Genomic DNA, 25,580 nt, shown 5'->3' with positions numbered 1-25,580 from the left:
ATATGCGATGACCATCCCGCCCGAAGTCGTCAGCAACATGGCGAACATCAACAGCGCGGGACTGCACGGCGTGGTCCTCAAGGCCGTCTCCCCGCGCGGCGAGCTGACCGACTGGATGCGCCGCCGGGCCACCGAACTCCTGGACGCACTAATCACCGAGGGCCCGCCGGTGGACCTGCACCACGGCTTCACCGAACCGTTCTCCGCGCAGTTGCTGTGCCGGATCCTCGGGTTGCCCGAACGGGATTGGCGACGGCTGATGTCCGGTGTGGACATCGCCTTCATCACCAGCCCGCGACCGTGCGAGGGATTCCGGGCCAACTGGCACAAGGACCACGAGTACCTGCGGGCCAAACTGCGGGCGGCGACGCCGGACGACCCCGGTCTGCTCGGCCGGTTCGCCGCGTTGCGGGCGGCCGAGCCGGAATCGGCCGGGCTCACCGACGAGAACCTGGCGACCATCGGGTTGTCGCTGTTCGGAGCGGGGGCGATCAGCACCTCGGCCTTCTTGCTGCATGCCGTCCTGGCACTGCTGCGCCAGCCCGACGCGATGCGGGAACTGCGGGCGCGCCCGGACCAGCTGGGCAGCGGGGTGGACGAACTGCTGCGCTACACGCTGTCCATTGGGGACGGTCTGCCTCGGATGGCGACCGCGGACGTCGAGCTCGGTGACGTCCTGGTGCGGGCCGGAGAACTGGTGCTGGTGCTCGTCGAAGGCGCCAACTACGACCCCGCGGTGTTCCCGGATCCGCACCGGCTCGACCTCACCCGCCGCCCCAACCCGCACCTTTCGTTCGGCGGCGGCCAGCACTTCTGCCCGGCATCGGCGCTGGGCCGCGCGCATGCCGAGGTGGCGTTGGGCGTGCTGCTGGACCGGCTGCCGGAGTTCCGGCTCGCGGTTCCGTTCGAACAGCTGGTGTGGCGGACCGGATTCATCAAGCGGATGCCCGAACGATTGCCGGTGATGTGGTGATGGGCGGTATCACCACCAACTGCGCGGCGGCCCTCGATCTCGTTGCCGCACCGAGGGTTCCTGCGCAAGTCCTCACCCGCGAGCGCAACGGGCGGTGAACCGCTGCCGCCGCAGGTGATGGCACACTTGCCTGGTGCGCGGACTATGGGTGGTGCTCGCGGCGCTGGTCGGGTTCGGGGTGCTCGCGGCACTGCCGTCGGGGTGGGCTCTGGTGCGCAGCGCCCGCCGCATCCGGACCGTGCTGGACGTGCCCGCGACCGACGTCGCGTTGGTGCTCGGTGCGGGCGTGCGCTGGGACGGCAAGCCGAGCATGATCCTGCGGGGACGGCTGGACGTGGCGCGCGCGTTGTTCGAGGCGGGCAAGATCCGGCGGATCATCGTCAGCGGCAGCCCCGAGTCGCGCGGGCACAGCGAGCCCGTCGTGATGCGGCATCATCTCGTTTCCCACGGAATTCCGGCTTCCGCGATCGTGCTCGATGAGTCCGGTGTGGACACTTGGTCGTCCTGCCGCCGCGCGGCCGGGGACTTCGGGCTGCGCGAGGTCACCGTGGTGACCACCCGGTTCCACCTGCGTCGCGCCGTGGCGCTGTGCCGCCGGGCGGGCATCGACGCCCACGGCGTCGGCCACGACGCGGCGGCCGACGGCCTGCGCCGGGTCGCCGCGCGCGGGGCCCGCCGCGAATTCCTCGCCACCACCAAAGCCTTCTGGTGGCGCCGCTGACCACCAACAGGTGAAGAGTGAGGGGCACCTGTGACCCAGTTACTTGGTCACAGGTGCCCCTCACCCCGACTTGATCACTGTTGGTGATCGGTTGTTACTGGGCGCGAAGGTTGGCGGATCGAGGCAACCGGGGCGGAAGTTCGGGCGATATCAGCACATCCTTGCTGAATAGGGGTGTGGTCATCGTGATCGCTCGAAGAGTGCGCAGTTGGCTTGGTGCTTGCTGCGTGGCGTTGTTGTCCATCGGTCTGTTGTTGGCCTTGCCAGCGCAGCGGGCGGAGGCCGTGCCGTCCGGGTTCGTGCTGCGCGATCAACCCAGCGGTCAGGCGGCCTTCGACCTGACCGACTTCGCCTACCTGCCGGACGACACCGTGCTGAGCACCGGCAAGAAGGGCACCGTGGCGTGGGTGTCCACCGACGGTCGGGCCCGAACCATCGCGACTCTGCCCGCCAACCCCACCCAGGACTTCGGGCTGACCGGCATCGCGGTGGCCCCGGACTACGAAACCTCCCGGCACATCTACCTGATCCGCTCATTACCCGGCGGCACCGGCGACTACCCGCTGCGCCTCGCGCGCTGGACGGTCACCGGTGCCGCGGAGCCCACCGGCCTCACCGACGAACAGGTGCTCTTCGAATTCCGCAGTACCAACGCGGTGCACGGCATGACCGGGATCGTCGCGGCCGATGACGGCACGCTCTGGGTGTCCGTCGGCGACCTCGCCGACTTCACCCGCACCGACCGCAATGCCTTGCAAGCGATGAACCTCGACGCACCCAACGGCAAGATCCTGCACGTCACCGCCGATGGCCGAGGCGTGGCGAGCAATCCGCATTACCAGGCGTCGAATCCGTCGTCGTGGCGCAGCCGGGTGTACGCCAGCGGATTCCGCAGCCCGTTCCGGCTGGCGCTGGACCCCAGCACCGGCACTCCGATCGTCGGCGACGTCGGCTACAACACCTGGGAAGAAGTCGACCTCGTGCGGCCCGGCCAGAACTACAAATGGCCCTGCTGGGAAGGAAACCACCCGACCCCCGGCTACACCGACCTGCCCGAGTGCGCATCGGTGGTGAACACGCCACCGCTGTGGGAATACCACCACGGTGGCGGCGTCGACCAGGGCAACAGCGTCACCGGCGGCATCGTCTACCAGGGCGAGAGCTACCCGGAGTCCTACCGTGGCGCGTACTTCTTCGGCGACTACACCACCAAGAAGCTGTGGACGCTGCGCTTCGACGAGCAGGGAAAGCTGGTGCGGGCACCGGAAAGCCCGCCGTTCGGCAGCGACATCGGCGGTCCGGTGAAGTTCGCGGCCGCACCCAACGGCGACGTCGTCATGGCCGACATCTACTCCGGCGCGCTGCGGCGGCTGAGCTATCCGCAGGGCAACTCCGCGCCGGTCGCGCAGGCCGAGATCACCACCGATCCGGCGACCCGCACGGTCACCTTCGACGGCTCCGGATCGCAGGACTTCGACGGCGATCCGCTGACCTACCACTGGGACTTCGGCGACGGCGCGACTGGCACCGGCGCGCGCACCAGCCACACCTACTCGACCGGCGACCGCTTCACGGCACGGCTGACCGTCACCGACCCGCTGGGTGCCTCGGGCAGCGCTGAAGTAGTGGTCGCACCGGCGAACAACTCACCTCAACTGGCGCTGACGACACCGGGCGAGCGCACCTTCGCCGTCGGCGAGACCGTGTCGCTGTCCGCGCAGGCGACCGATGCCGAGGACGGCACGACGCCGGTGAGCTGGACCAGCGCCGAGGTGCACTGCCCGGAAGAAGCGACCTGCCACCGGCATCCGGGAGTGGGCGGCACCGGCGAGACCTTCGAGGTCCCGTTCACCGACCACCCCGACTCCCGGATGGAGATCACCGCCACCACCACCGACAGCGCCGGGGTGCGGAGCAGCGAAACCTACCTGGCAATGCCGCGCGAGCACCTGCTCACCTTGACCAGCAACGCGCCAGCGGTGCTGCAGATCCCATCCGAGGGCGGGCGGAGCTCCGCGATGGTCACCGAGGGAGCCACCCTGGACGTGGTCGCGGCGGCGACCGCCACCGACGGCGTGTCGAGCTTCGCGGGCTGGACCGACGGCGTCACCGACCGGTCGCGGGTGCTGACCATGGGCAGCAGCGACCTGACGCTCACCGCCCGCTACACCACTCCGATCGACCAGCGCTACGACGCCGAACCACAGTTGCGCAGCCTGCTCGGGGCGCCCACCGGCCCGGAGATCGCCGAAGGCGGCATCCGCTACCGCGACCACGAGCGCGGGCGGCTGTACTGGACCGCGCAGACCGGTGTGCACTACGTCTACGGCGGGAACCTCGCGAAGTACTTGCAGCTCGGTGCGCACGGCAAGTTCGGCCCGCCGACCACCGACGAACTGTCCACACCGGACGGTGTCGGTCGGTACAACCACTTCGTCGGAGTGCCCGCCGAGTTCCCGGCATCGATCTACTGGAGCCCGGACACCGGCTCGCACGCGGTGTGGGGCGCGATCCGGGTGACCTGGTCGCAGCTGGGCTGGGAACTCGGCCCGCTCGGGTATCCGACGACCGACGAGCTGATCACGCCGGACGGGGTCGGGCACTACAACCACTTCACCAAGGCGGGCTCGATCTACTGGACCCCGAGCACCGGCGCCCACGAGGTGTACGGGCGCATCCGGGAGCACTGGGCCGCGCTCGGTTGGGAACGCTCGTACCTGGGCTACCCGACATCAGGTGAGTTCGCGGTCTCCGGCGGTCGCCGCAACGACTTCGAACACGGCTACATCCACTGGTACGCCACCAACAACACGACCATCGACCGGCGGTACTGAGAAGGTGAGGGGCACCCGTGACCAAGTAACTGGGTCACGGGTGCCCCTCACCCATCACTAGATCGAGTGGGCTACTGGACGACGATGGTGCTGACCGGCAATCCCGGGTTGGCTGGCATGTCCAGCGGTGACGGCTTGGCGCCCGCGGCGAGCACGTGAGCGCCGAGCGCCGCGATCATCGCGCCGTTGTCGGTGCACAGCCGGGGTCGCGGGACCCGCAGGGTGATCCCGGCCGCCGCGCACCGCTGGGCAGCCAGCTCCGACAGCCGGGAATTCGCCGCCACCCCACCGGAGATCACCAGCGTGTCCACTTCCAGGTCCTGCGCCGCGCGCACCGCCTTCGCCGTCAGCACGTCGGCGACCGCCTCCTGGAAAGACGCGCAGACGTCCGCCACCGGGATCTCCCGCCCCGCGCGCTGCTCGGTCTCGACCCAGCGCGCGACCGCGGTCTTCAGCCCGGAGAAGGAGAAGTCGTACTTGGCGTCGCGGGGTCCGGTGAGCCCGCGCGGGAACGCGATGGCCTTCGGGTTGCCGAGCTTGGCCTGCTTGTCGATGGGCGGACCGCCGGGGTAGGGCAGGTCGAGGATGCGGGCGACCTTGTCGTAGGCCTCGCCCGCGGCGTCGTCGATGGTGGAGCCGATCTCGGTGATCTGCTCCCCGATGCCCTCCACCAGCAGCAACTGCGTGTGCCCACCGGATACCAGCAGCGCGAGGCAGCGCGGCGGCAGCGGCCCGTGCTCCAGGGTGTCCACCGCGACGTGCCCGCCGAGGTGGTTGACGCCGAACAGCGGCACGTCCAGCGCGGCCGAGTAGGCCTTGGCCCCCGCGACCCCGACCATCAGCGCACCGGCCAGCCCCGGTCCCGCGGTGACCGCAATGGCGTCCACATCGGACAGTTCGAGACCGGATTCGGCCAACGCGCGGCGCATCGTCGGGGCCATCGCCGCCAGGTGCGCGCGGCTGGCGATCTCCGGCACCACACCGCCGAAGCGGGCGTGCTCGTCGACGCTGGAGGCCACCGCGTCGGCCAGCAGCTCGACGGTGCCGTCAGCGGCCAGCCGGACCAGACCGACGCCGGTCTCATCGCAGGAGCTCTCGATGCCGAGCACCACCCGGTCCGCAGTCATCCCGCTACCTCCGCGGTTTCGGCCGGGGCGGGCCGTCGCATGGTGTGCGCATCCGCTCCGGACGGCTGGTAATAGCGCTTGCGCAACCCGATGATCTCGAAGCCGTGCTTCCGGTACATCTCGATCGCGGTGTCGTTGTCGGTGCGCACTTCCAGGAAAGTCGTCGCCCGCTGCTCGTCGGCCCTGGCCAGCAGCGCCCGCAGCAGCGCGTTGCCCACGCCGCGCCCCTGGTGCGCCGGGTCGACGCCGATGGTGTGCACCTCGGCCTCGGCGCGCGGCGGGCTGCCGACGACGGCCAGCCCGGCGTAACCGATCAGCTCCTCGTCGGCATAGGCGCCGACGTAGTAGTGGCCCTGATCCAGCTCGGCGGCGAACGCGGCCCACGACCACGGGTCGTCGCCGGAGAAGAGCACCCGCTCCAACTCGGCGCAGCGTTTCAGGTCGCTGCGGCGCAGCTTCAGCACCCGCAGCGCGGCAGTCGCGCGGTCGGTCACTTCCCACCCCTGGTCAGTACGGACTTCCGCTCGCCCGGCGCTGCGGCGTCCGGCCGCCGCAGGTAGAGCGGCACCAGCGGCGCCGGCTCGGCGCGCAACGCTCCGGCGGCCGCCCGCACCAGCCCGACCGGTGTCGGGTAGCGCGGCCCGACGACGTCGAGGTCCAACGCATCGGCCATTTCGCCAGCCGCGGCGGTGAACCCGTGCGTCGGGACCTCCGCCGGGCGCCGCACGTGCGGCCCGTCGGTCCGGGTACGCGCGGCGTCGTAGGCGGCCCAGTAGACCTCCTTGCGGCGCGCGTCGGTGGCCACCAGCAGGTCGCCGTCGGCCGTGGCCTGCGCGGCGATCGCATCCAGGCTGCACACCGGGTGCACCGGGCGGCCGCAGGCCTGGCCGAGCGCGGCGGCGGTGGCCATGCCGACGCGCAGGCCGGTGAACGGGCCGGGGCCCGCGCCGACGACGATCGCATCGGCGTCGGCGAGCTCGTGCCCGGCCTCGGTCAGCACGTCCAGCAGGTGCGGCATCAGGAGTTCGCCGTGCGCACGCGGATTGATCGTCACGCGCTCCGCGAGCGCGCGCGGGTGACCGTCGTCCAGGGCGACCAGCCCGGCCGTGACCGCAGGGGTCGAGGTGTCCAGCGCAATGACGAGCACGATTACTCAGCGTACGTCAGCCCTGGTCACCCGGGTTACGTGGGGAGCACCACGCCGGGGCCCGGTAGCGGCGGTCCGCGAGCTCCGCGAGCAACTGCCGGGCGTGTCCCTGGCCAGCGCGGTCAACCTCGTCCGCCGGACCAAGACCGGCTAGCACCACCGCTCAGGGCGTCTCCGGTGCCTTGCGGGACACCCGGTCGGCGCCGCGAGCGGATGAAGAATTGCCACTCACGACGCCGCCAGTTGGCGACTGAGCAATTTTCCTTGCGGCCCGGTCGTTTCCGCGTCGGATCCGACGATCTGCGTTCCGCGCAGCCAGGTTTGGCGCACCAGGCCGGACAGCGGACGTCCGTGGTACGGCGAGACCGGATTGCGGTGGTGCAGCTTGCCCACGTCCACAACGAAGGCCTCGTCCGGTGCGAAGACGCAGAAGTCGGCGTCGTGGCCGACCTCGATGGCGCCCTTGCGGCGCAGCCCGGCGAGCTCGGCCGGTCCGCTGGCCATCCACCGCACGACGTCGGCGATGCCGTGGCCGCGCACCCTGGCCTGCGTCCACACCGCCGACAGGCCCAGCTGCAGGCTGGACACGCCGCCCCAGGCCACCCCGAAGTCGCCGATGTCGAAGCGCTTGAGCTCGGGCGTGCACGGCGAGTGGTCGCTGACGACGCAGTCGATGATCCCGTCGGCCAGGCCCCGCCACAGCAGTTCCCGGTTGCGGGCCTCGCGGATCGGCGGGCAGCACTTGAACTGGGTGGCGCCGTCGGGAATCTCCTCGGCGCTGAAGCTCAGGTAGTGCGGGCAGGTCTCGACGGTGAGCCGGACGCCGTCGGCCCGCGCCGAGGCGATCATCGGCAGGGCCTCCGACGAGGACAGGTGCAGGATGTGCACCCGCGCCCCGATCCGCCTGGCCAGCTCGATGACCTGCGCTATCGCGAGGTTCTCGGCGCCGCGCGGCCGGGAGTTCAGGAAATCGCCGTAGGTTTCGCCGTGCGCTGCCGGTGCTTGCTCGATGGTGTCGGAGTCCTCGGCGTGCACGATCATCAGCGCGTCGTAGCGGGCCAGTTCGCGCAGCGCCTCGGCCAGTTCGGCCGGGTTCAGCGGCGGGAACTCGTCGACCCCGGAGTGCAGCAGGAAGCACTTGAAGCCGAACACACCGGCCTCGTGCAGCCCGCGCAGCTCGGTCCGGTTGCCCTGCACGGCGCCGCCCCAGAAACCGACGTCGACGTGTGCTTTGTCGCGCGCCGTCTTGCGCTTGACCTCCAGCGCACCGGTGTCGATCGTCGGCGGCAGGCTGTTGAGCGGCATGTCGAGGATGGTCGTCACGCCGCCCGCCGCCGCCGCTCGGGTGGCCGTGTCGAAGCCCTCCCACTCGGTGCGGCCGGGGTCGTTGACGTGCACGTGGGTGTCGACCAGACCCGGCAGCAAGACCTCGTCGGCGGCGAGCTCGATGGTGCGGGCGGCGGCGAGCTGGGCGCCCAGCGGTTGGACGGCGGCGATGCGACCGTCGCGGACGCCGACGCTGCCCGCGGTCTCGCCGTTCGGGCCGATGAGCCGTCGCGCGCGGAACACGACGTCGAACGCACCGGTGGCTGGTTCGGACAACGCACTACTCCTCATCGCTGCGATTCGAGGTGGGTCGTGAGTGTTGGTACTGGCTGGAGCCAGTATCGGCGCTCAGGACCACAACCATCATTTTCTTCCGCATCGTGAAGTATACTTACCGTTTTCCGAAATACTCTTCGATGCGCTGCGACTCCGTCAAGAGGGGTGGCACGCGGCATCGGTTCAGCGCAGTGCGGCCAGCGGGTTTGAAACTTCGTCTTCACATCGGTCATATTTTCGTATTTTCCCAGGTCTTGACAGGTGTTCCGGCAACGAGTTTGGTATACCGCATCCCAAATAGCCCAGCTGATCCTTCGACGCTGGAGGCCCGACTTGACGCAAGCACCGGGAACTACGACGCGCACCGGCACCAGACCCACTCGAATCCGCTGGAAGATCTTCCTGCTGCTGTTGGCGATCGTGACGATCAACTACGTCGACCGCGGCTCCATCTCGGTGGCGTTGCCGCTGATCAAGGAGGAGTTCGGCCTCTCCGACGAACTCACCGGCGTGCTGCTGGCCGCGTTCTTCTGGACCTACGCCCTGATGCAGCTGCCCAGCGGTTGGCTCATCGACCGCTTCGGAGCGCGCAAGATGGTCGGCAGCTCCTGCATAGCCTGGGGCGCGGCCACCGCGCTGACCGCGACCGCCCCCGGCCCGGGTGCGCTGCTCGGGCTGCGCGCGCTGCTCGGCGCCACCGAGGCACCGGTGATGCCTGCCGGTGGCAAGCTCAACGCGATCTGGATGCCGCTGCGCGAACGCGGTCGCGGCGCGGTGCTCCTCGACGCCGGTGCGCCGCTGGGTGCCGGTGTCGGCGGCGTCGCGATCTCCTGGCTGATCGCGATGACCGGCGGCTGGCGCCCGGCGTTCGTGGTGGCCGGGGTGGTCACCGTGCTGATGGGTCTGCTGGCCTGGTGGTACGTCCGGGACACCCCGCGGCAGCACCCGCACGTGGGCGAAGCCGAGGCGACCGACATCGAGACCTCGCACGCCGCCGAAGACAGCGCGGCCGGTCGCCCCGGCGGACGGCGCGGCCTGCGCCGCTACCTGAAGTTCCGCTCGTTCTGGGCGATGTGCGCCGCGTGGCTGGGCTTCAACGGCGTGTTCTACGGCCTGCTGACCTGGGGTCCGCTGTACCTGGCCGAGACCAAGGGCTTCGACATCGCGACCATCGGCTGGTCCACGTTCGTCATCTTCGGCACCGGGTTCGTCGGCGAACTGGTCGGCGGCTGGCTCGCCGACGCGTGGCGGGCGCGCGGGCGCGGCGCGAACGTCGTGATGCGCACCCTGCTGGGACTGGCCGGGGTGGCGGTGGTGCTCGGGTTGCTCGGCGTGACCGTGGTGCCAGGACCGATCGCGGCCGTGGTGCTGCTGTCGGCGGTGCTGTTCTTCCTGCGCTGGGTCGGTCTCATGTGGAGCGTTCCGGCGCTGCTCGGCGGCCGGGAGGACGCCGGGGCGCTGGGCGGCGCGATGAACCTCAGCGGCAACATCGCCGGAATCCTCACCCCGATGCTGGTCGGCTTCATCGTCGGCGCCACCGACAGCTACACCTGGGCACTGCTGTACTTCGTCGGCGCCGGTCTGCTCATGACCGTCGCAGTACTCTCCCTCGACTACACCAAACGCCTACCCGCCTGAATGACTGTGCCCGAACTCGTTCCGCGTGGCGGTGCGGGTAGCGGAACCTCGGTGCCTGTTTTTGAAGTGGTCGTGTCGGGCCGTCCGCCTCGGGTGAGGTGGGCGATTTCGCGCGAAATCGCCGTCTCCCATGCGGGGCGGGTGGCGTTTTCGCGCGAAATCGCCAGGTCTGCCACCCGCACCGCGAAGCAAAACGAGTTCGAAGACAGGCCCTCAGACGCCGTCTCGCTCCGCCGATCCCCGACATCATGTATTCCGAATACACCAAGTCGAGGCAGGCCTCCCAGAGAACGCCAGTGGGCAGAGTCTGAGAACCCGCGGCGGCTACGCCGCTTCAAAAACAAGGACGAAGACAGGCTCTGAAAGGGATCGTCAATGCTACGCATCGGGATGTTGACACCGTCGTCCAACACCGTGCTGGAGCCCGTGACCTACCGGTTGCTGTCGGGCACCGACGAGGTGACCGTCCACTTCAGCCGGTTGCCGGTCACCGCGATTTCGTTGTCGCAGCAGGCGAACGACCAGTTCGCGCTGCCTCGGATGTCGGCCGCGGCCGAGTTGCTCCGGGACGCCGCGGTGGACGTGGTGGTGTGGAACGGGGTTTCCGGGTCGTGGCTCGGGTTCGACCACGAACGCCAGGTCAGCGAGGCGATCTCGCGGGCGTGCGGTGTTCCGGCGACGACGTCGACCCTGGCGCTGCGCGATGCCTACGACGTCTTCGGCGTGACGCGGCTCGGCCTGGTCACGCCGTACACCGGCGAGGTCACCGCGAAGATCGCCGAAACCTACGCCGCCGAAGGCATCGAGGTCGTCGCCGACCAGCGCCTGGAGATCACCGACAACCTCGCCTTCGGCGCGGTCTCCGAACAGCGCCTGGCCGAGATGATCGAGGCGGCCGCTCCGGATTCGCATGCCGTGGCGCTGGTGTGCACGAACCTGCGCGGCGCGTTCGTCGCCGCCGAACTGGAAGGCAGGCTCGGAATTCCGGTGCTGGACAGCGTTTCGGTGACGTTGTGGAAGGCGCTGGACGTGCTCGGCTCCGGCGTCGCGCTCGATCGCGGCAGCGTGCTGCTGTCCGGCTCGACGCGGGCGGCGCTGAAGCGGATCTGCGCCTCGCTGCGCACCGCGACCGGCGCCGACCGGACCACGATGCGGCTGGACCTGCCGTCCCAGCGGCTCGGCGTCGACTCGGCGGCCGCGGAGGACACCGGGCCCGGGGTGCCGCAGATCCAACACGATCCGGGTCTGGACCAGCGGCAGCTGAACACCGTGCGGTGGTTGGAACAACATCGGCGCACCCTGGTGCAACCGCACTTCCGGGCCGACCCGCAGCCGCCGCGGGCGTTGGTCGAGACCTACGGCGTGCGGGCCCAGATGCTCGCCCCGGTCGTGGTCGACGGTGCCATGATCGGTTGGCTCTCCGCGCACAGCCGCACCGAACGCGACTGGCCCGCGCCGGACATCACGGCCATCGAAACCGCCGCCAGCCAGGTCCAGGCCCGGCTGGCCCGGCCAGGGTGCGATTTCGCGAGAAGTTGACGTCCGCCCGGGTGCGGGTACATCTCGCGCTGGCACGTCACCTGGGTGATGAACGCAGTGATCGGAGGAATGCATGAGCAAGGACATCCAGATCTGCCTCGGGGTGGACGTCGATGCCGTCGCCGGGTGGCTCGGCTCCTACGGCGGCGAGGACTCGCCCAACGACATCCAGCGGGGCGTGTTCGCCGGTGAGGTCGGCGCACCTCGACTGCTGAAGCTCTTCGAACGCCACGAGATCCCGACGACGTGGTTCATCCCCGGCCACTCCATCGAAACCTTCCCGGACCAGGTGCGCGCGGTGGTCGACGCCGGGCATGAGATCGGCGCGCACGGCTACTCGCACGAGAACCCGGTGCAGATGACCGAGCAGCAGGAACGCGATGTGCTGCTGAAGTGCATCGAACTGGTGGAGCAGGCCAGCGGGCGACGGCCGCGCGGGTACGTCGCGCCGTGGTGGGAGATGTCCGAGCACACCGCCGCGCTGCTGATGGAGCACGGCTTCAGCTACGACCACAGCCAGAACTACAACGACTTCCACCCGTTCTACGCGCGGGTCGGTGACTCCTGGACGAAGATCGATTTCGCCGGGTCGGCCGAGTCCTGGATGAAACCGCTGCGGCACGGCCACGAGGTCGATCTCGTGGAGTTCTGCGGCAACTGGTACGTCGACGACCTGCCGCCGATGATGTTCAACAAGCACGCGGCGAACTCGCACGGTTTCGTCAGCCCGCGCGACATCGAGCAGTTGTGGCGGGACCAGTTCGACTGGGTGTACCGCGAGTTCGACTACGGCGTCTTCCCGGTCACCCTGCACCCGGACGTCTCCGGCCGCCCGCAGGTGCTGCTGATGCTGGAGCGGCTCATCGGGTACTGGCAGGCGCTGGACGGGGTCCGGTTCGTGACGTTCGAAGACGCGGCGGCCGACTTCCGCCGCCGCTACCCCTTCGCGCAACCCGACCGACCGTCGCCAGTCGGCCCCTGACGCGCAACGCGCCAGGAAGCGTGCCGGTGGGGCGGCGATTTCGCGCGAAATCGCCGCTTCCCGCACCGATGGGCAGGACGGTGGGCACCGCTGACCCGACTACGCTGGATCGAATCGAGGGGAAGGAGCGGACGTGGCCCAGCCGGTGCCGTTGGGCTCCCGCGACCGGCCGCTGCGCGACCAGGTCTGCGAGGAGGTCCGCAACCGCATCATCGACGGCCGATTCGCGCCGGGCGATCGGATCGTCGAGCGCGAGCTGGCCGCCGAGCTGGCGGTGTCGCGGGTACCGGTGCGCGAAGCCCTGCGGACGCTGCGGGTCGAGGGGTTCGTCGAGGACGTGGCGCGGCGCGGCGTCATCGTGCGCCGCCTGGACCGGCGCGACGTCGAGGAGCTCTTCGACGTGCGGGAAGCGCTGGAAACCCTGGCCTGCCGACTCGCGGCGACCAAGGCCGACGCACGCGGCCTGCGCGGCCTGCAACGGCACCTCACCCGCGCGGACAAGGCGTTGCGGAGCGACGACCTGCGCGCGGTGGGGCAGGCCAACGCGGACTTCCACGACGAGATCGTGCGGCTGGCCGACCACCACCTGCTCGCCGGGATGCTGGATCCCCTGCAGGGCCGTCTGCATTGGCTGTTCCGCCAGGTGGACGATCCGGAGGCGCTGTGCGAGGAGCACAACCACCTCTACGACGCGATCGCCTCGGGCGAGGCGGACGAGGCCGCGGCGGAGGCGGCCCGCCACGTCCGCCACAACCGAGCGGCAGCCCTCCGCCTGCTCTTCAACACCTGACGACGCACCGCCCGCGTCAGAGCCAGTCCTTGCCGAGTCGTTCGCCGAGGTCCACCAGCAGCGTTGCCGCTTCGGTCATGCAGCGCCGCGGGTCGGGCTCGATGTCGGTGAGCGCGTACGCGCCCTCGATGCCCGCCTCGCGCAGCCGCTCGGCCGAGAGCTGGCAGCGGCCCGCGACCGCCACCACCGGCACGCCCGCCGCGACGGCGCGCGCCGCGACGCCTGCCGGGCCCTTGCCGCGCAGCGTCTGCTCGTCGATCGAGCCCTCGCCGATGATGACCAGGCTTGCTCCGGCGAGCTGCTGCTCGAAGTCGACCAGTTCCAGGATGACGTCGACACCGGGACGCATCCGCGCGCCGAGCACCGCCAGCGCCCCGTAACCGACCCCACCGGCCGCACCGGCACCCGGTTGATCAGCCACGTCACGTCCGCCCCCGGCCAACACCGCGCGCGCCCAGCGCCCCAGCGCCTCGTCCAGGAACCGCACCTGCTGCTCGTCGGCGCCCTTCTGCGGGCCGTAGACGTGCGCCGCGCCGTACTCGCCGAGCAGTGGATTGTCCACATCGGACGCTAAGACCACGTTCGTCTCGGCCAGTCGGGGATCCAGCCCGGAAAGGTCCACTGTAGACACCTGGGCGAGCGGGCCGCCGCCTGGGGGCAACGGGTTTCCCGCGGCGTCCAGCACCCGCACCCCCAGGGCGGCGAGCATACCGGCGCCGCCATCGGTGCAGGCACTGCCACCGACACCGAGCACCACGGTGCGGGCACCGGCGTCCAGCGCCGCCAGGATCGCGTCGCCGGTGCCCTCGCTGGAAGCGGTCAGCGGGGCGAGTTCGTCGGGATCGAGCAGCGCCAGCCCGGAGGCCGAGGCCAGCTCGACGACGGCGGTGTCGCCGCTGACCGCGATCTCGGTGTCGACCGGGTCGCCGATCGGACCGGCGACCCGCACCGGGATCGACACGTATCCGCTGGCCAGCGCTGCCTGCACGGTGCCGTCCCCGCCGTCGGCCACCGGCGCGAGCCGGACCTCGACGTCGGCCCGGACCCGGCGCAGTCCGGCCGCCACCGCCTCGGCGACTTCCGGTGCGCTCAGCGAGCCCTTGAACTTGTCCGGCGCGATGAGGACTGGACCAGTCAAAACGAACTCCCGAGATCGCTAGGGCGGTGTCCTCCGCCGAGCCGCCCGGCACGTACTCGGCGGAGGACACCAAGGGTCGTCGGGTATTCCACCCGACGACCCCGTTCAGGGGAAGTGCGGGGTGCGCTCGCCGGAGCACCACCGCACGGTTCCGGCGAGCGCACCCCCGGCAGGGCCGCTCTCAAGCCCTGCCCGAGGGGTGCGGGATCGTGACGGGGCTGACCAACGCGGTTCCCTGCGCGTCGGCCGCCGACCGCACCCCGAGTCCGTTCAACTGCGTGTTCGCCTCAGGCGGACGAGTTCAGACCGCTGGGTCTGTTTTATAAGCGGCGGTAGCCGCTTGCGGTGTGGGACTCAGCTCGCACCGCCGCGGGTTCTCAGACGTCGCCTCGCGAGGACAGCCCCGACGTGGTGAATTGGCATTCATGATGTCGGGGATCCCGGAGTCGAGGCGGCGTCTGAGGTTCCGCTACCCGCACCGCTACACAAACCACACCTGAAACAGTTTTACGCGTTCGGCACCTCTTCCGGCTCGATCATCGCGTCGATGCTCGCGCCGCGCGCCGTGTTGGCCTCGCGTTCGATCATCACCTCGACCAGGACCGGGCGGCTGGTGGCGACGGCCTCCTTGCGGGCCCACTCGATGGTCTCGCCGAGATCGCCGGGCTCGTGCACGCGGCGGCCCGCGCAGCCGTAGGCCTCCATGATCTTGACGTTGTCCGTACCGAACTCGTCGTAGTGGATGTCGACCTCGGTGTTCATGCTGAAGCCGTCGCCCTCGGCCTGCCGGATCAGGCCCAGGTACTCGTTGTTCAGCATGATGATCACGAACGGCACGTCGTACTGGGCGGCCACCGCCAGTTCCTCGACCAGGAACTGGAACGAGTAGTCGCCGACCACCGCGACCACCTCGGCGCCCGGTTCGGCCGACTTCACGCCGATCGCGGCCGGGACCTCCCAGCCGAGCGGACCGGCCTGGCCGCACACCTGGTAGTGCCGCGGCCGGTGCGCGGTCTGGAACTGCCCGCCCCAGATCTGGTACAGGCCGATGGCGGTGACGAAGTAGGTCTCCGGCGGGAAGATCGCATTGATCTCCCGGTACACCCGGGGCGCCTTGATCGGGACGGTCTCGTAGTCGTCCGGCCTGGTCAGCGTCTGCTTCAGCACTCCGACCCTGGCGACCCACGCCGAGTGGTCCCCGGTCGTCGCGCGCTCGCGGGCGGCGTCCAGCAGCGCGTCCAGGAACAGCCGGGTGTCGGAGACGATGCCCAGATCGGGCCCGAAGACCTTGCCGATCTGGGTCGGCTCGATGTCCACGTGGATGAACTTGCGCTCACCCCGGTAGACCTCCAGCGCCCCGGTGTGCCGATCGCCGAAGCGGGCGCCCAGCGCCAGGACCAGGTCGGATTCCAGGAACGACTGGTTGCCGTAGCGCTGGCTGGTCTGGATTCCGGTCATGCCCGCGAACAGCTCGTGGTCCTCCGGGAACGAACCCTTGCCCATCAGCGTGACCTGCACCGGGATGCCGAGCAGTTCGGCGATCTCGCGCAGCTGCTCGTGGGCGTCGCCCAGGATCACGCCGCCACCGGCCAGGATCAGCGGACGCTGCGCGGCCAGCAGCATGTCGAGCGCGCGCTGCACCCTCGGCAGGTGCGGTTCCACCCGCTGCACCGGCAGCGGAGCGTCCAATGTGGAGTCCCACTCGATCTCCTGCTTCTGCACGTCCAGCGGCAGATCGATGAGCACCGGGCCGGGGCGACCGGAGCGGGCGGTGCGGAACGCCTCGCGGAAGATCCACGGCGCCTGCGCGGCCTCCTTGACCTGCACCGCCCACTTGGTGACCGGCTTCGCGATGTCGACGATGTCGACCGCCTGGAAGGCCTCCTGGTGCAGTTTGGAGGACACCGCTTGGCCGGTGATGCAGATGATCGGGATCGAGTCGGCCTGCGCGGTGTACAGCCCGGTGATCATGTTCGTGCCCGCCGGTCCGGAGGTGCCGATGGCCACCCCGACCTTGCCGTTGGTGCGGGCCCAGCCGTCGGCCATGTGGGTCGCGCCCTCTTCGTGGCGGACGATCAGGTGTTTGATGCCGCTGTTCTCCATGGCCGCGTACAGCGGGAGGATCGCCGCGCCCGGGCAACCGAAGGTGATGTCGACGCCTTCGGACTTCAGCACTTCGACGACGGCCTGCATGACAGGAACTTTGGGCATGGTGTAAGACTTTCTCTCGGGTGACGCGCGTCAGCGCGCACCAAGTTGGGAGCGGGTTGGCGGTTTTGGTTGCTTGGCGGCGCTGAACCGCTAACCCGTGACCGTCTTGCTGCCTGGCCGCGCTACGAGGCGCGGGCGATTTCGCGACAGAAATGTGCATTCACCCGGGTGACGGTGCGCGAAGTCGCGCATGCCATGGGTGACGTTCGAGGTAGCGGTGCTCGCGCGGGGCCGGAGGCGAGGGAAGCCCCGCGCGAGCACCGCAGGACTCAGTCGCGGCCGTTGAGCTGGGCGATCTGCTTGAACAGCGCGGAGTGGTCGAGCTTTCCGTCGCCCTGCGCCTGGGCTGCGGCGACGAGCTGGCTGACCAGGGCGCCGAGCGGAATCGTCACGCCCGCTTCGCGTGCGGCGGCCTGCACGATCCCCATGTCCTTGTGGTGCAACTCGATTCGGAAACCGGGCGCGAACTCGCGGTTGCGCATCTTCTCGCCCTTGGCGTCCAGCACGGTGCTGCCCGCGAGTCCGCCGCCGAGCACCTTCAGCCCGGCCTCGGTGTCGACCCCGTGCGCTTCCAGGAAGATCAGCGCTTCCGCGAGCAGCCCGATGTTGCCCGCGACGATGAGCTGGTTGGCCGCCTTGACGGTCTGCCCGGCCCCGGCAGGTCCAACGTGGACGACCGTGCCGCCGACCGCGTCGAGGACCTCGGCAGCCGCCGCGAAGACGTCCGCCTCGCCGCCGACCATGATCGACAGGGTGCCGTCGATCGCCTTCGGCTCACCACCGCTGACCGGTGCGTCCAGCGCCCGCACGCCCTTCTCGGCGGCGGCTTCGGCGACCCGCCGCGAGACGTCTGGGCGGATCGTGCTGCAGTCGATGAGCAGCGCGCCTTGCCGCGCGTTGGCCAGCACGCCGTCTTCGCCGAGCACAACGCCTTCGACGTCCGGCGAGTCCGGCAGCATGGTGATGATGATCTCGGCGTCGCGGACCGCGTCGGCCACGCTCGCCGCCGCCTTCCCGCCGTCGGCGAGCAGCTGGTCGACCCTGGGCTGGCTGCGGTCGCAGCCGATGACCTCGTGGCCAGCCTTGACCAGATTGGCAGCCATCGGGCCGCCCATGATGCCCAGTCCGATGAATCCGACCTTGCTCATGGTTGTCCTACCTCCGTGGTTGTGCCGGGTCGTGAGCGCCGAACGGTCGCTATCGCCACCGAAACCACTCACGGCCGCTGGTTCTCGCAAGCGGCGCAGCCGCTTTCACCACCCGTGGTACCGCCGCGCCGCTCAGCCGCGCTTGATCCAGCCGAAGCTGTCCGCGCTGGCGCCGCTGGGCTTGTACTCCAGTCCGATGCGGCCGGTGTAGCCCACCGCGTCGAGCTTTTCGAAGTAGTGCTCGAAGTCGATCTCGCCGGTGCCCGGCTCGTTGCGGCCGGGTGCGTCGGCGATCTGCACGTGCCCGATGGTTCGGGCGTGGCGGTCGAGCACCACATCGGGGTCGTCGCCGTTGACGGTCAGGTGGTACAGGTCGTAGAGCAGGCGCAGGTTGTCCACGCCGCCCTCGTTGTGCACCCGGTCGATCACCGCGAGCGCGTCGGCGGCGGTCTTCAGCGGGTACGCGGGCATGCCGCTGACCGGTTCGATCAGCACGATGCCGTCGATGCGGGCGACTCCCTTCGCCGCGCGCACCAGGTTCTCGGTGGCCACCCGGTCCTGCGCGGCCGGGTCGACGCCGTCGATCCGGTTGCCGTACAGGGCGTTGAACGCGCGGCAGCCGAGGCGCTCACCGATACCGACCGCGACGTCGACGTTGTCGGAGAATTCGCCCGCCCGGTCCGGATTCGACAGCACGCCGCGATCCCCTGCTGGCATGTCCCCGGCGAAGAAGTTCAAGCCGACCAGGGACACCCCCGCGTCGGAGATGGCCCGCACGAACCGGTCCACGTCTCGGTCAGCGGGCACCGCGACCGGGAACGGCCACCAGAACTCCACCTCGTCGAACCCGGCGGCCTTGGCCGCAGCGGGTCGCTCCAGCAGATCCAGTTCGGTGAACAGGATCGAGAGGTTGACGTCGTATCGGTTCGGATCCATCGGCACCCCCCTCAGAGGAAAGTCCTTGATTTCCACATCAGATGATTTCCATATCGCGGAAATCTTATTTCATACAACGATAGACTAGCTCCAACCGAGCCACCGGTCAACGCCCCTTCGTAGTTACCCACCGGTCACAAGCAGCGTTGCGACCAGCGCAGAAGCACCCGCGAACGCACCCGCAACCACCGTCGGCGCCTCGGCGGATACCGTGCGAGCGGGAGGTCACACCAATGATCTTGCGAGCCGAGTTCACCACCGAGCCCTTCGAAGGGGAAGGCGAGCCACCGGCGCACGCCGTGGCCGCCCGCGACTACCTGCGCGCCGCCGGCCTGGAGCCCGAGTTCGGCCCGCTGGGCACGTCGGTCAGCGGCGAGCGCGACGCGGTGCTGCCCGCGCTGGCCGCCGTGCTGGACACCGCGTTGACCGCCGGGGCGCACCGGATCACCCTGCAGGTGACCGTCGGCGAAGCCGACGACGGTCAGGTTTAGGCTGGTCAGCGTGCATCCGCTCGCCAACGCGATCGCCCCGCTGCTGGAGCACATCGGCGGCACCGCAGTGCCGACCGACGAGCGCGAGCCCGGCGACATCGTCCTGTACTGGGAGGGCGCCCCGGCGATCGCCGTGCGGCTGCCCGGCGAAGAGCTGACCAGTGCCCTCGACCGGATGATCCGGGTGGTCGAGGGAGAACTCGGCGGACGCCTGCCGGACCTGCCGCGCGCGGACAAGCAGCGCGCCGTCCGGCTCCTGGAGGAGCGCGGCGCGTTCACCCTGCGCAAGTCGGTCGAAACGGTCGCCAAGGCGCTCGGCGTCAGCCGCTTCACGGTCTACAACTACCTCAACCGCGAACAAGCAGACCGGACCTGAGGCCGACCGGCGACTAGGCCCGGAGCTCGTTTCGACGTAGCTGTCCAGGACTTGCCGATTTCGCGCGAAATCGGCATCTCCGCCACCCGCACCGGCCGCCACACAAGATCATCTACGGACCATCATACCTTGGCGTCACCAGGATTTTTCAACAAAGTGTTGACATCCGGCGGAGTGCGGTCGTAGCTTTTGCCGCACCGGAGCTCGTGACCGGCAACCGCGGCACAGCTCAGGCATGCTCGGACTCTCGTCCGCCACCCCCGAACCCCTGCTTCGGGGCCGCGCATCCTGTGGGGATTTCCGATGTCAACACCAGCCACCGAACCGGATCGGCTCAACGAGCTACCCCGCCCAGAACTCGTCCAACGACTGCTCGCCTGCCTCGACGTGCCGCGCTGGGCCGCCGACATCGCCGACCGGCGCCCGTTCCCCGACGTCAACGCGGTCTACCAGGCCGCCGACGACGCCGCACCGGAACTGACCGCCGAGGAGATCCACACCGCACTCGCCGCGCACCCGCGCATCGGTGAGCGCGCGCAGGGCGGGAACACCGCCGCGCAGTGGTCGCGCGGCGAGCAGTCCGGAGTGGACGCGGGCGATGCCGAGTTGGCCCGCGCGCTGCGCGAGGGCAACGAGGCCTACGAACGCCGGTTCGGGCACGTGTACCTGGTCTGCGCCAGCGGCCGCAGCGGCGCGCAACTGCTGGACGTGCTGCATTCCCGACTCGACAACGAGCCGACGGCCGAGCTGCGGATCGTCGCCGACGAACTCCGCAAGATCGCGCGTCTGAGATTGGCGAAGGTGATCGAAGGATGAGTGCCATCACCACGCACGTGCTCGACGCCGCGCGCGGCACGCCCGCCGCCGGAGTCGCCGTCCGGCTGGAGACCGCGGCGGACCCGCTCGCCGACTGGACGGCGCTGGCCGAGGGCCGGACCGACGACGACGGCCGGATCAAGGAGCTCGGCCCGGCTCGGCTCGGCGCCGGGGACTACCGGCTCACCTTCGACACCGGCGGGTACTTCGACCGCCACGGTGTCGCGAGCTTCTACCCGCAGGTGCAGATCACCTTCCGGATCACCGACCCGGCGCAGCACTACCACGTTCCGCTGCTGCTGAGCCCGTTCGCCTATTCCACGTACCGAGGGAGCTGATCATCCGATGGGCATCGTCATGGGCCCCAACCAGTACGGCAAGGCCGAGGTCCGCATCGTCTCGGTGAACCGGGACAGCCCGCGGCACACCATCAAGGACCTCAACGTCAGCACCTCGCTGCGCGGCGAGTTCCAGGGGGCGCACCTGACCGGCGACAACACCAACGTGCTGCCGACCGACACGCAGAAGAACACCGTCTACGCCTTCGCCAAACGAGCACCGATCGGCGAGATCGAGGACTTCGCGCTGCGGCTGGGACGGCACTTCGTCGCCACCCAGGAACCGGTCGAGGGCGCGCGGATCCTCATCGACGAGTACAGCTGGGAGCGGATCCCGGTCGGCGGCACCGGCCACGACCACTCGTTCTCGCGGACCAGCGATGAGAAGCGCACCACCGCCGTCACCATCGACGGCGACCGGGCGCACGTGGTGTCGGGGCTGAAGGACCTGGTGGTGCTGAAGTCCACCGGTTCGGAATTCTGGGGCTACCCCAAGGACGAGTACACCACGCTGGCCGAGACCAACGACCGGATCCTGGCCACCGCGGTCACCGCCCGCTGGCGCTACCTGCGCACCGATGTGGACTGGCGCAAGAGCTTCGAGTCGATCCGGGCGACGATGCTGGAGGCCTTCGCCACCACGCACAGCCTGGCCCTGCAGCAGAGCCTGTACGAGATGGGCAGGGCCGTGCTGGCGAAGCACCCGGAGGTGGCCGAGGTGCGGCTGTCGCTGCCGAACAAGCACCACTTCCTGGTCGACCTCTCCTACTGCGGGTTGGCGAACAACAACGAGGTGTTCTTCGCCGCGGACCGCCCGTACGGCCTGATCGAAGGCGTCATCACCCGCGACGACGTCGAAGCGGCACCCCAGGCCTGGTACAGCCTTCCCGAGTTCTGAGTTGCTCGCTTCGGGCGGCAGACACCTCTCCACTGTGGACTGAAGGTTAATTTCCCGGAAATACCAGGAAACACGCGAAAAACCCGGCGTTGGTAGTGACTTGAACCGACCAAGCCCTGCGGCCCAGGAGTCCCCATGGCCCCATTCAAGGTCCGTCGCAACCGCAGCAACCGCGACGGTGCACCCGCCGATGTGCATCCGGTGGACGAGGTGCTGCCACCCACCCGGATGCTCGCCTTCGGCGTCCAGCACATCGCCGCGATGTACGCCGGTGTGGTGGCGCCACCGCTGATCGTCGGCGAGGCGATCGGCCTGCCGCCGCTGCAGATGACCCTGCTGATCGGGGCGAGCCTGTTGACCGCGGGCCTGGCCACCATGCTCCAGTCGCTGGGGGTGTGGAAGATCGGCGCGCGGCTGCCGTTCGTCAACGGCGTCACGTTCGGTTCGGTGGCGCCGATGCTGGCCATCGTCGCGCAACAGGGCCAGCACAACCCGCTGTCGGTGATCTACGGCTCGGTGCTGATCGCCGGGATGCTGGCCTTCGTGGCCGCTCCCTACTTCTCCCGGCTGGTGCGGTTCTTCCCGCCGGTGGTCAACGGCACCGTCATCACGCTCATCGGGTTGTCGCTGATGCCGGTCGGCATCAAGTGGATCGCCGGGCAGAACCCGGAGGCCCCCGACTACGCCGCGCCGGAGAAGATCGCGCTCGGCGCGCTGACCTTCGCGCTGGTGCTGCTGTTCAACCGGTTCCTCAAGGGTTTCTGGAACCGGATCGCGCTGCTCATCGGCCTGGTGGTGGGCACCCTGATCGCCTGGCCGGTCGGCTTGATCGACACCACCACGTTCGAGTCCGCCCCGGTTTTCAACGTGCCGACACCGTTCGAACTGGGCACGCCGACCTTCAGCCTCACCGCGACCATCTCGATCTGCATCGTGATGCTGGTGGCGATGATGGAGAGCACCGCCGACATGATCGCGCTCGGCGAGATCGTGGACCGGCCGGTCGATGAGAAGACCATCGCGGCCGGGCTGCGCGCCGATGGCGCCGGAAGTGCGCTCAGCGCCGTGTTCGGCGGTTTCACTTGCAGCGCGTTCGCGCAGAACATCGGTCTGGTGGCGCTGACCCGGGTCCGCAGCCGTTTCGTGGTCGCCACCGCAGGCGGTGTGCTGGTGCTGCTGGGCCTGTTCCCGGTGGTCGGTGCGGTCGTGTCGCTGGTCCCGCAGCCGGTGCTCGGCGGGGCCGCGTTGGTGCTGTTCGGTTCGGTGGCCACCAGTGGTATCCGCACGCTCGGCAAGTCCGACCTGGGCGATCCGTTCAACTCGCTGATCGTGGCGGGCTCGCTGGGCATCGGCATGATCCCGGTCGTCGCGCCGCAGTTCTACGAGCACTTCCCGGCCGCGATGCGGACCGTGCTGGACTCCGGCATCAGCACCGGCTGCCTCGCCGCCCTGCTGCTGAACCTGCTGTTCAACGCGATGCGCAAGCAGCGGCGCGAATCGGAGCCGACGGTCGGCGGCGACACGGTCGCGGTGGTCGGCACGGCCCCGGGCGAGGTGCCGCAGCACCGCGCGTCCGCCCAGGGCTCCGATGCCACCAAGTGATCCTCGCCGGTCAGCAGCCGCGGGGTCGTGAGTGCGAAAGCCGGTAAGAACCGGCTTTGCCACTCACGACCACTTCGACTTCGCGAACACCCGTCGCACCATGGGTTCGAAGAACTCCAGCGGGAGCGTGTCGTAGTCCGGGTCGAAGCTGGACTGGTCGTAGCGCTCGCAGAAGTCGACGCACGCCTGGTAGTGCGGGTTGTCCCGGTAGCGGTCGCGGGCGTTGCGGTCGCCGCCGTAGTGGTGCGCGTAGTAGTACATCTGGAAGACACCGTGGTGCTGAATGATCCAGTGCACCTCGTCGCGCACGTACGGCCGCAGGATCACCGCCGCGAACTCACTGTGGTTCTCCGGCGCCAGGTCATCGCCCAGGTCGTGCAGCAGCGTCGCGACCACGTACTCCTCGTCGCGGCCGTCCCGGTGCGCCCGCGTCGCTGCCTGCAGGCTGTGCTCGTAGCGGGAGACCTGGTAGCCGTCGAAGCTGTTCTCCAGCGCCCCCAGCGCCGTCAGCAGCCGGTCCGGCAGTTCGCCCATCTGCCGCTTTTCCAGCTCTGCCAGCAAGAGGTAGTCCTCGCGGGTTCCCTCGGACATCTGCGTGAAGCCGACCGTGCGCATCTGTTTCCCCTCCAGAAGACTGTTTCAGAAGTGGTTTGCGTAGCGGTGCGGGTAGCGGAACCGCAGAAGCCGCCTCGACTCCGCCGATCCCCGAGATCATGAATGGCGCCTCGGATGGCCGTTACGCCCGCCGCCGCAGCTCGACCACGACCGCACCGTCCACGACGTGCACCGGATAGGTCCTGGCCCGCATCAGCGGATCGACCAGCGACCGACCGGTGGTGATGTCGAATTCCCAACCGTGCCAGGCACATCGCAGGACCTGGCCGTCCTCGCCGTAGTCGTAGGTGTAGGAGTCGGTGGGCAGCGCGGTGCCGGTCAACGGTCCCTCGCACAACGCGCCGCCAGCGTGCGGACAGGTGCCGTGCAGCGCGAAGAACCGCCCGCCGGAACGGAACAGCCCGATCTGCCGCCGCCCCACCCGGAACAGCAACCGGTCGCCGTCACCCAGCTCATCCGATCGGCAGACCACCACCCGACCGGCCGCATCCGGTTCACGCGTTCGCACTCGCGGCCTCCTTCCGGGCCGGGAGCCGGTAGAGCCGCCGCGCGTTGCCGTCCAGGACGGCGTCCCGCCATTCGGCGGGGAAGGAGGTCCGGTACGGGTCGTCGAAATCCCAGTGCGGGTAGTCCGACGAGAACATCAGCATGTCCTGGGCACCGATGTCGGCCAGCGCGGTCCACAGCGCGTCCGGGTTCTTCGGCCGTTCCAGCGGTTGGGTGGTGGCCCGGACGAACTCCCGGGCGTACTCGCTGGGCAGCCGCTTGAGCCATGGGGTTTCCTTGCGCAGCGCCTGGTAGTCGGCGTCGAGCCGCCACAGCACCGCGGGCAGCCACGCCACTCCGCACTCGACCAGCACGAAGCCGGTGCCCGGATATTTCTCGGGGATGCCGTGCGCGAGCACGCTGGCGACGTGTCCCATGCCGGATTCGCAGAGCATGGCGTGCGCTTCCCAGTAGAACGTCGGCGGACCGGTGCCGGTCGGGTTGGCGTTGACGCCGCTGGTACCGCCCAGGTGCGCCGCGATCGGCAGCGCCATTTCCGAGGCGGCCGCCCAGATCGGGTGGTAGCAGGGATCGCCGTAGGGACGCTGCGATCCGGACGTCACCAGCGCCTGCACCACCTGCGGATGGTCGCCCAGCCGTCGGATCTCCGCGGCGGCGCCGTGCGGATCCTGCGGCGCGATGACGATGGAGACCCGGAACCGCTCGTCGTAGCGGGCCCAGGTGTCCAGCACCCAGTCGTTGTAGGCGCGGGCCAGCGCGCTCGCGTAGTACGGGTTGGCGAGCGTGGACACCTCGACGGATTCCTCACCGAGCAGGATCGCGTAGTCGATGTCGTAGCGGTCGAGCAGTTGCTCGCGCATGAACTCGTAGTCGGCACCGGGCGCGCCGCCATCCGGTGGGACCGTGTCGTAGCGGATGTAGCCCTCGGGATGCAGCCAGGGGCGGTGCGCATGCGGGAACGAGTCCTTGCCGCCCGGGAGTTCGCCGCGGTCCAGGTAGTCGCGGAAGTTTCGGTCCAGGTACGGCAGCAGCTCGCGGGCGGAGCTCCAGCCGTTGTGCACGTCGCAGTCGATCATCTCGACTCCTCGGTTGTGCGCAAATAGCACCACCATGCTGATATCGCACGATCCACCTGTCAATGAGCCGATCAA

25 protein-coding genes are annotated in these 25,580 nt (G+C 69.4%); 14 read left to right on the top strand and 11 right to left on the bottom strand.

The annotated features are described in order from the left end of the window. Positions 1-7: 7 nt before the first annotated feature. From ACTWQN_RS05930 to ACTWQN_RS05920, 3 genes are all read left to right on the top strand, one after another. The gene (locus tag ACTWQN_RS05930) at positions 8-973 is read left to right on the top strand and encodes a cytochrome P450 (protein ID WP_443202291.1); all 966 of its coding nucleotides are present in this window, start codon (positions 8-10) and stop codon (positions 971-973) included. A gap of 133 nt (positions 974-1,106) precedes the next feature. Next, positions 1,107-1,694, top strand: coding sequence for a SanA/YdcF family protein (locus ACTWQN_RS05925; protein ID WP_443202290.1), 588 nt, complete (start codon positions 1,107-1,109; stop codon positions 1,692-1,694). A 227-nt stretch (positions 1,695-1,921) separates the two neighbouring features. Continuing rightward, the gene (locus tag ACTWQN_RS05920) at positions 1,922-4,528 is read left to right on the top strand and encodes a PQQ-dependent sugar dehydrogenase (protein ID WP_443202289.1); all 2,607 of its coding nucleotides are present in this window, start codon (positions 1,922-1,924) and stop codon (positions 4,526-4,528) included. Positions 4,529-4,599: 71 nt separating this feature from the next. On the opposite strand, the gene tsaD is transcribed toward ACTWQN_RS05920, so the two are convergent. From tsaD to tsaB, 3 genes are read right to left on the bottom strand one after another with little or no spacing between them, the layout of a single operon-like run. Beyond that, positions 4,600-5,655, bottom strand: coding sequence for a tRNA (adenosine(37)-N6)-threonylcarbamoyltransferase complex transferase subunit TsaD (gene tsaD, locus ACTWQN_RS05915; protein ID WP_443202288.1), 1,056 nt, complete (start codon positions 5,653-5,655; stop codon positions 4,600-4,602). Further along, the gene (gene rimI, locus ACTWQN_RS05910; RefSeq protein ID WP_443202502.1) at positions 5,652-6,125 is read right to left on the bottom strand and encodes a ribosomal protein S18-alanine N-acetyltransferase; all 474 of its coding nucleotides are present in this window, start codon (positions 6,123-6,125) and stop codon (positions 5,652-5,654) included. Before rimI ends, tsaD begins: the two co-directional genes overlap by 4 nt. Positions 6,126-6,145: 20 nt before the next feature. Further along, positions 6,146-6,802: a tRNA (adenosine(37)-N6)-threonylcarbamoyltransferase complex dimerization subunit type 1 TsaB gene (gene tsaB / locus ACTWQN_RS05905; protein WP_443202287.1), complete on the bottom strand. Its 657-nt coding sequence runs from the start codon at positions 6,800-6,802 to the stop codon at positions 6,146-6,148. Between tsaB and ACTWQN_RS05900 the strand changes: the two genes are divergently transcribed. After that, positions 6,792-6,956 carry a hypothetical protein gene (locus ACTWQN_RS05900; RefSeq protein ID WP_443202286.1) on the top strand — a complete coding sequence of 55 codons (165 nt, stop codon included), beginning with the start codon at positions 6,792-6,794 and terminating at the stop codon, positions 6,954-6,956. The two genes, tsaB and ACTWQN_RS05900, sit on opposite strands and share 11 nt — an antisense overlap. Before the next feature lie 74 nt (positions 6,957-7,030). Here ACTWQN_RS05900 and allB read toward each other — a convergent pair whose 3' ends face one another. Further along, the gene (gene allB / locus ACTWQN_RS05895; RefSeq protein WP_443202285.1) at positions 7,031-8,404 is read right to left on the bottom strand and encodes an allantoinase AllB; all 1,374 of its coding nucleotides are present in this window, start codon (positions 8,402-8,404) and stop codon (positions 7,031-7,033) included. A gap of 333 nt (positions 8,405-8,737) precedes the next feature. Between allB and ACTWQN_RS05890 the strand changes: the two genes are divergently transcribed. From ACTWQN_RS05890 to ACTWQN_RS05875, 4 genes are all read left to right on the top strand, one after another. Continuing rightward, positions 8,738-10,042: an MFS transporter gene (locus ACTWQN_RS05890; protein WP_443202284.1), complete on the top strand. Its 1,305-nt coding sequence runs from the start codon at positions 8,738-8,740 to the stop codon at positions 10,040-10,042. A 390-nt stretch (positions 10,043-10,432) separates the two neighbouring features. Further along, positions 10,433-11,581, top strand: coding sequence for an aspartate racemase/maleate isomerase family protein (locus ACTWQN_RS05885; RefSeq protein ID WP_443202283.1), 1,149 nt, complete (start codon positions 10,433-10,435; stop codon positions 11,579-11,581). Positions 11,582-11,654: 73 nt separating this feature from the next. Next, complete coding sequence (locus tag ACTWQN_RS05880) at positions 11,655-12,563, top strand: polysaccharide deacetylase family protein (protein WP_443202282.1); 909 nt, start codon at positions 11,655-11,657, stop codon at positions 12,561-12,563. Between the two features lie 133 nt (positions 12,564-12,696). After that, complete coding sequence (locus ACTWQN_RS05875; RefSeq protein WP_443202281.1) at positions 12,697-13,353, top strand: GntR family transcriptional regulator; 657 nt, start codon at positions 12,697-12,699, stop codon at positions 13,351-13,353. A gap of 16 nt (positions 13,354-13,369) precedes the next feature. Here ACTWQN_RS05875 and ACTWQN_RS05870 read toward each other — a convergent pair whose 3' ends face one another. The 4 genes from ACTWQN_RS05870 to ACTWQN_RS05855 form a co-directional block, all read right to left on the bottom strand. Then, positions 13,370-14,491 (bottom strand): glycerate kinase, encoded by a 1,122-nt coding sequence (locus tag ACTWQN_RS05870; RefSeq protein WP_443202280.1) that lies wholly within the window; start codon positions 14,489-14,491, stop codon positions 13,370-13,372. 507 nt (positions 14,492-14,998) lie between these two features. After that, positions 14,999-16,702: a glyoxylate carboligase gene (gene gcl, locus ACTWQN_RS05865; RefSeq protein ID WP_443202279.1), complete on the bottom strand. Its 1,704-nt coding sequence runs from the start codon at positions 16,700-16,702 to the stop codon at positions 14,999-15,001. Between the two features lie 269 nt (positions 16,703-16,971). After that, complete coding sequence (locus ACTWQN_RS05860; RefSeq protein ID WP_443202278.1) at positions 16,972-17,922, bottom strand: 2-hydroxy-3-oxopropionate reductase; 951 nt, start codon at positions 17,920-17,922, stop codon at positions 16,972-16,974. Positions 17,923-17,982: 60 nt separating this feature from the next. Then, positions 17,983-18,786: a hydroxypyruvate isomerase family protein gene (locus ACTWQN_RS05855; RefSeq protein ID WP_443202277.1), complete on the bottom strand. Its 804-nt coding sequence runs from the start codon at positions 18,784-18,786 to the stop codon at positions 17,983-17,985. A 233-nt stretch (positions 18,787-19,019) separates the two neighbouring features. Between ACTWQN_RS05855 and ACTWQN_RS05850 the strand changes: the two genes are divergently transcribed. From ACTWQN_RS05850 to ACTWQN_RS05825, 6 genes are all read left to right on the top strand, one after another. Next, positions 19,020-19,277 (top strand): thiamine-binding protein, encoded by a 258-nt coding sequence (locus ACTWQN_RS05850; protein WP_443202276.1) that lies wholly within the window; start codon positions 19,020-19,022, stop codon positions 19,275-19,277. Between the two features lie 10 nt (positions 19,278-19,287). Beyond that, positions 19,288-19,653 (top strand): helix-turn-helix domain-containing protein, encoded by a 366-nt coding sequence (locus ACTWQN_RS05845; RefSeq protein WP_443202275.1) that lies wholly within the window; start codon positions 19,288-19,290, stop codon positions 19,651-19,653. A gap of 303 nt (positions 19,654-19,956) precedes the next feature. After that, a complete protein-coding gene (gene uraD / locus ACTWQN_RS05840) occupies positions 19,957-20,469 on the top strand; it encodes a 2-oxo-4-hydroxy-4-carboxy-5-ureidoimidazoline decarboxylase (RefSeq protein ID WP_443202274.1) in 513 nt (170 codons plus the stop codon). Beyond that, entirely contained in the window at positions 20,466-20,807 is a 342-nt protein-coding gene (uraH, locus tag ACTWQN_RS05835) for a hydroxyisourate hydrolase (RefSeq protein ID WP_443202273.1), read from the top strand. The genes uraD and uraH overlap by 4 nt, the downstream gene beginning before the upstream one ends. Positions 20,808-20,814: 7 nt before the next feature. Further along, entirely contained in the window at positions 20,815-21,705 is an 891-nt protein-coding gene (gene pucL, locus ACTWQN_RS05830; RefSeq protein WP_443202272.1) for a factor-independent urate hydroxylase, read from the top strand. A gap of 135 nt (positions 21,706-21,840) precedes the next feature. After that, positions 21,841-23,307, top strand: coding sequence for a nucleobase:cation symporter-2 family protein (locus tag ACTWQN_RS05825; RefSeq protein ID WP_443202271.1), 1,467 nt, complete (start codon positions 21,841-21,843; stop codon positions 23,305-23,307). Positions 23,308-23,370: 63 nt separating this feature from the next. On the opposite strand, the gene ACTWQN_RS05820 is transcribed toward ACTWQN_RS05825, so the two are convergent. The 3 genes from ACTWQN_RS05820 to ACTWQN_RS05810 form a co-directional block, all read right to left on the bottom strand. Further along, entirely contained in the window at positions 23,371-23,922 is a 552-nt protein-coding gene (locus ACTWQN_RS05820) for an HD domain-containing protein (protein ID WP_443202270.1), read from the bottom strand. 121 nt (positions 23,923-24,043) lie between these two features. After that, positions 24,044-24,430 (bottom strand): Rieske (2Fe-2S) protein, encoded by a 387-nt coding sequence (locus ACTWQN_RS05815; protein ID WP_443202269.1) that lies wholly within the window; start codon positions 24,428-24,430, stop codon positions 24,044-24,046. Beyond that, positions 24,417-25,505, bottom strand: coding sequence for an amidohydrolase family protein (locus tag ACTWQN_RS05810; protein ID WP_443202268.1), 1,089 nt, complete (start codon positions 25,503-25,505; stop codon positions 24,417-24,419). The genes ACTWQN_RS05815 and ACTWQN_RS05810 overlap by 14 nt, the downstream gene beginning before the upstream one ends. Between the last annotated feature and the right edge of the window lie 75 nt (positions 25,506-25,580).

This window comes from Saccharopolyspora antiqui, from assembly GCF_052246905.1.
Lineage (GTDB): Bacteria > Actinomycetota > Actinomycetes > Mycobacteriales > Pseudonocardiaceae > Saccharopolyspora.
Note: the sequence above shows the minus strand (reverse complement) of the source record. Positions and strands in the feature narration are given on the sequence as shown.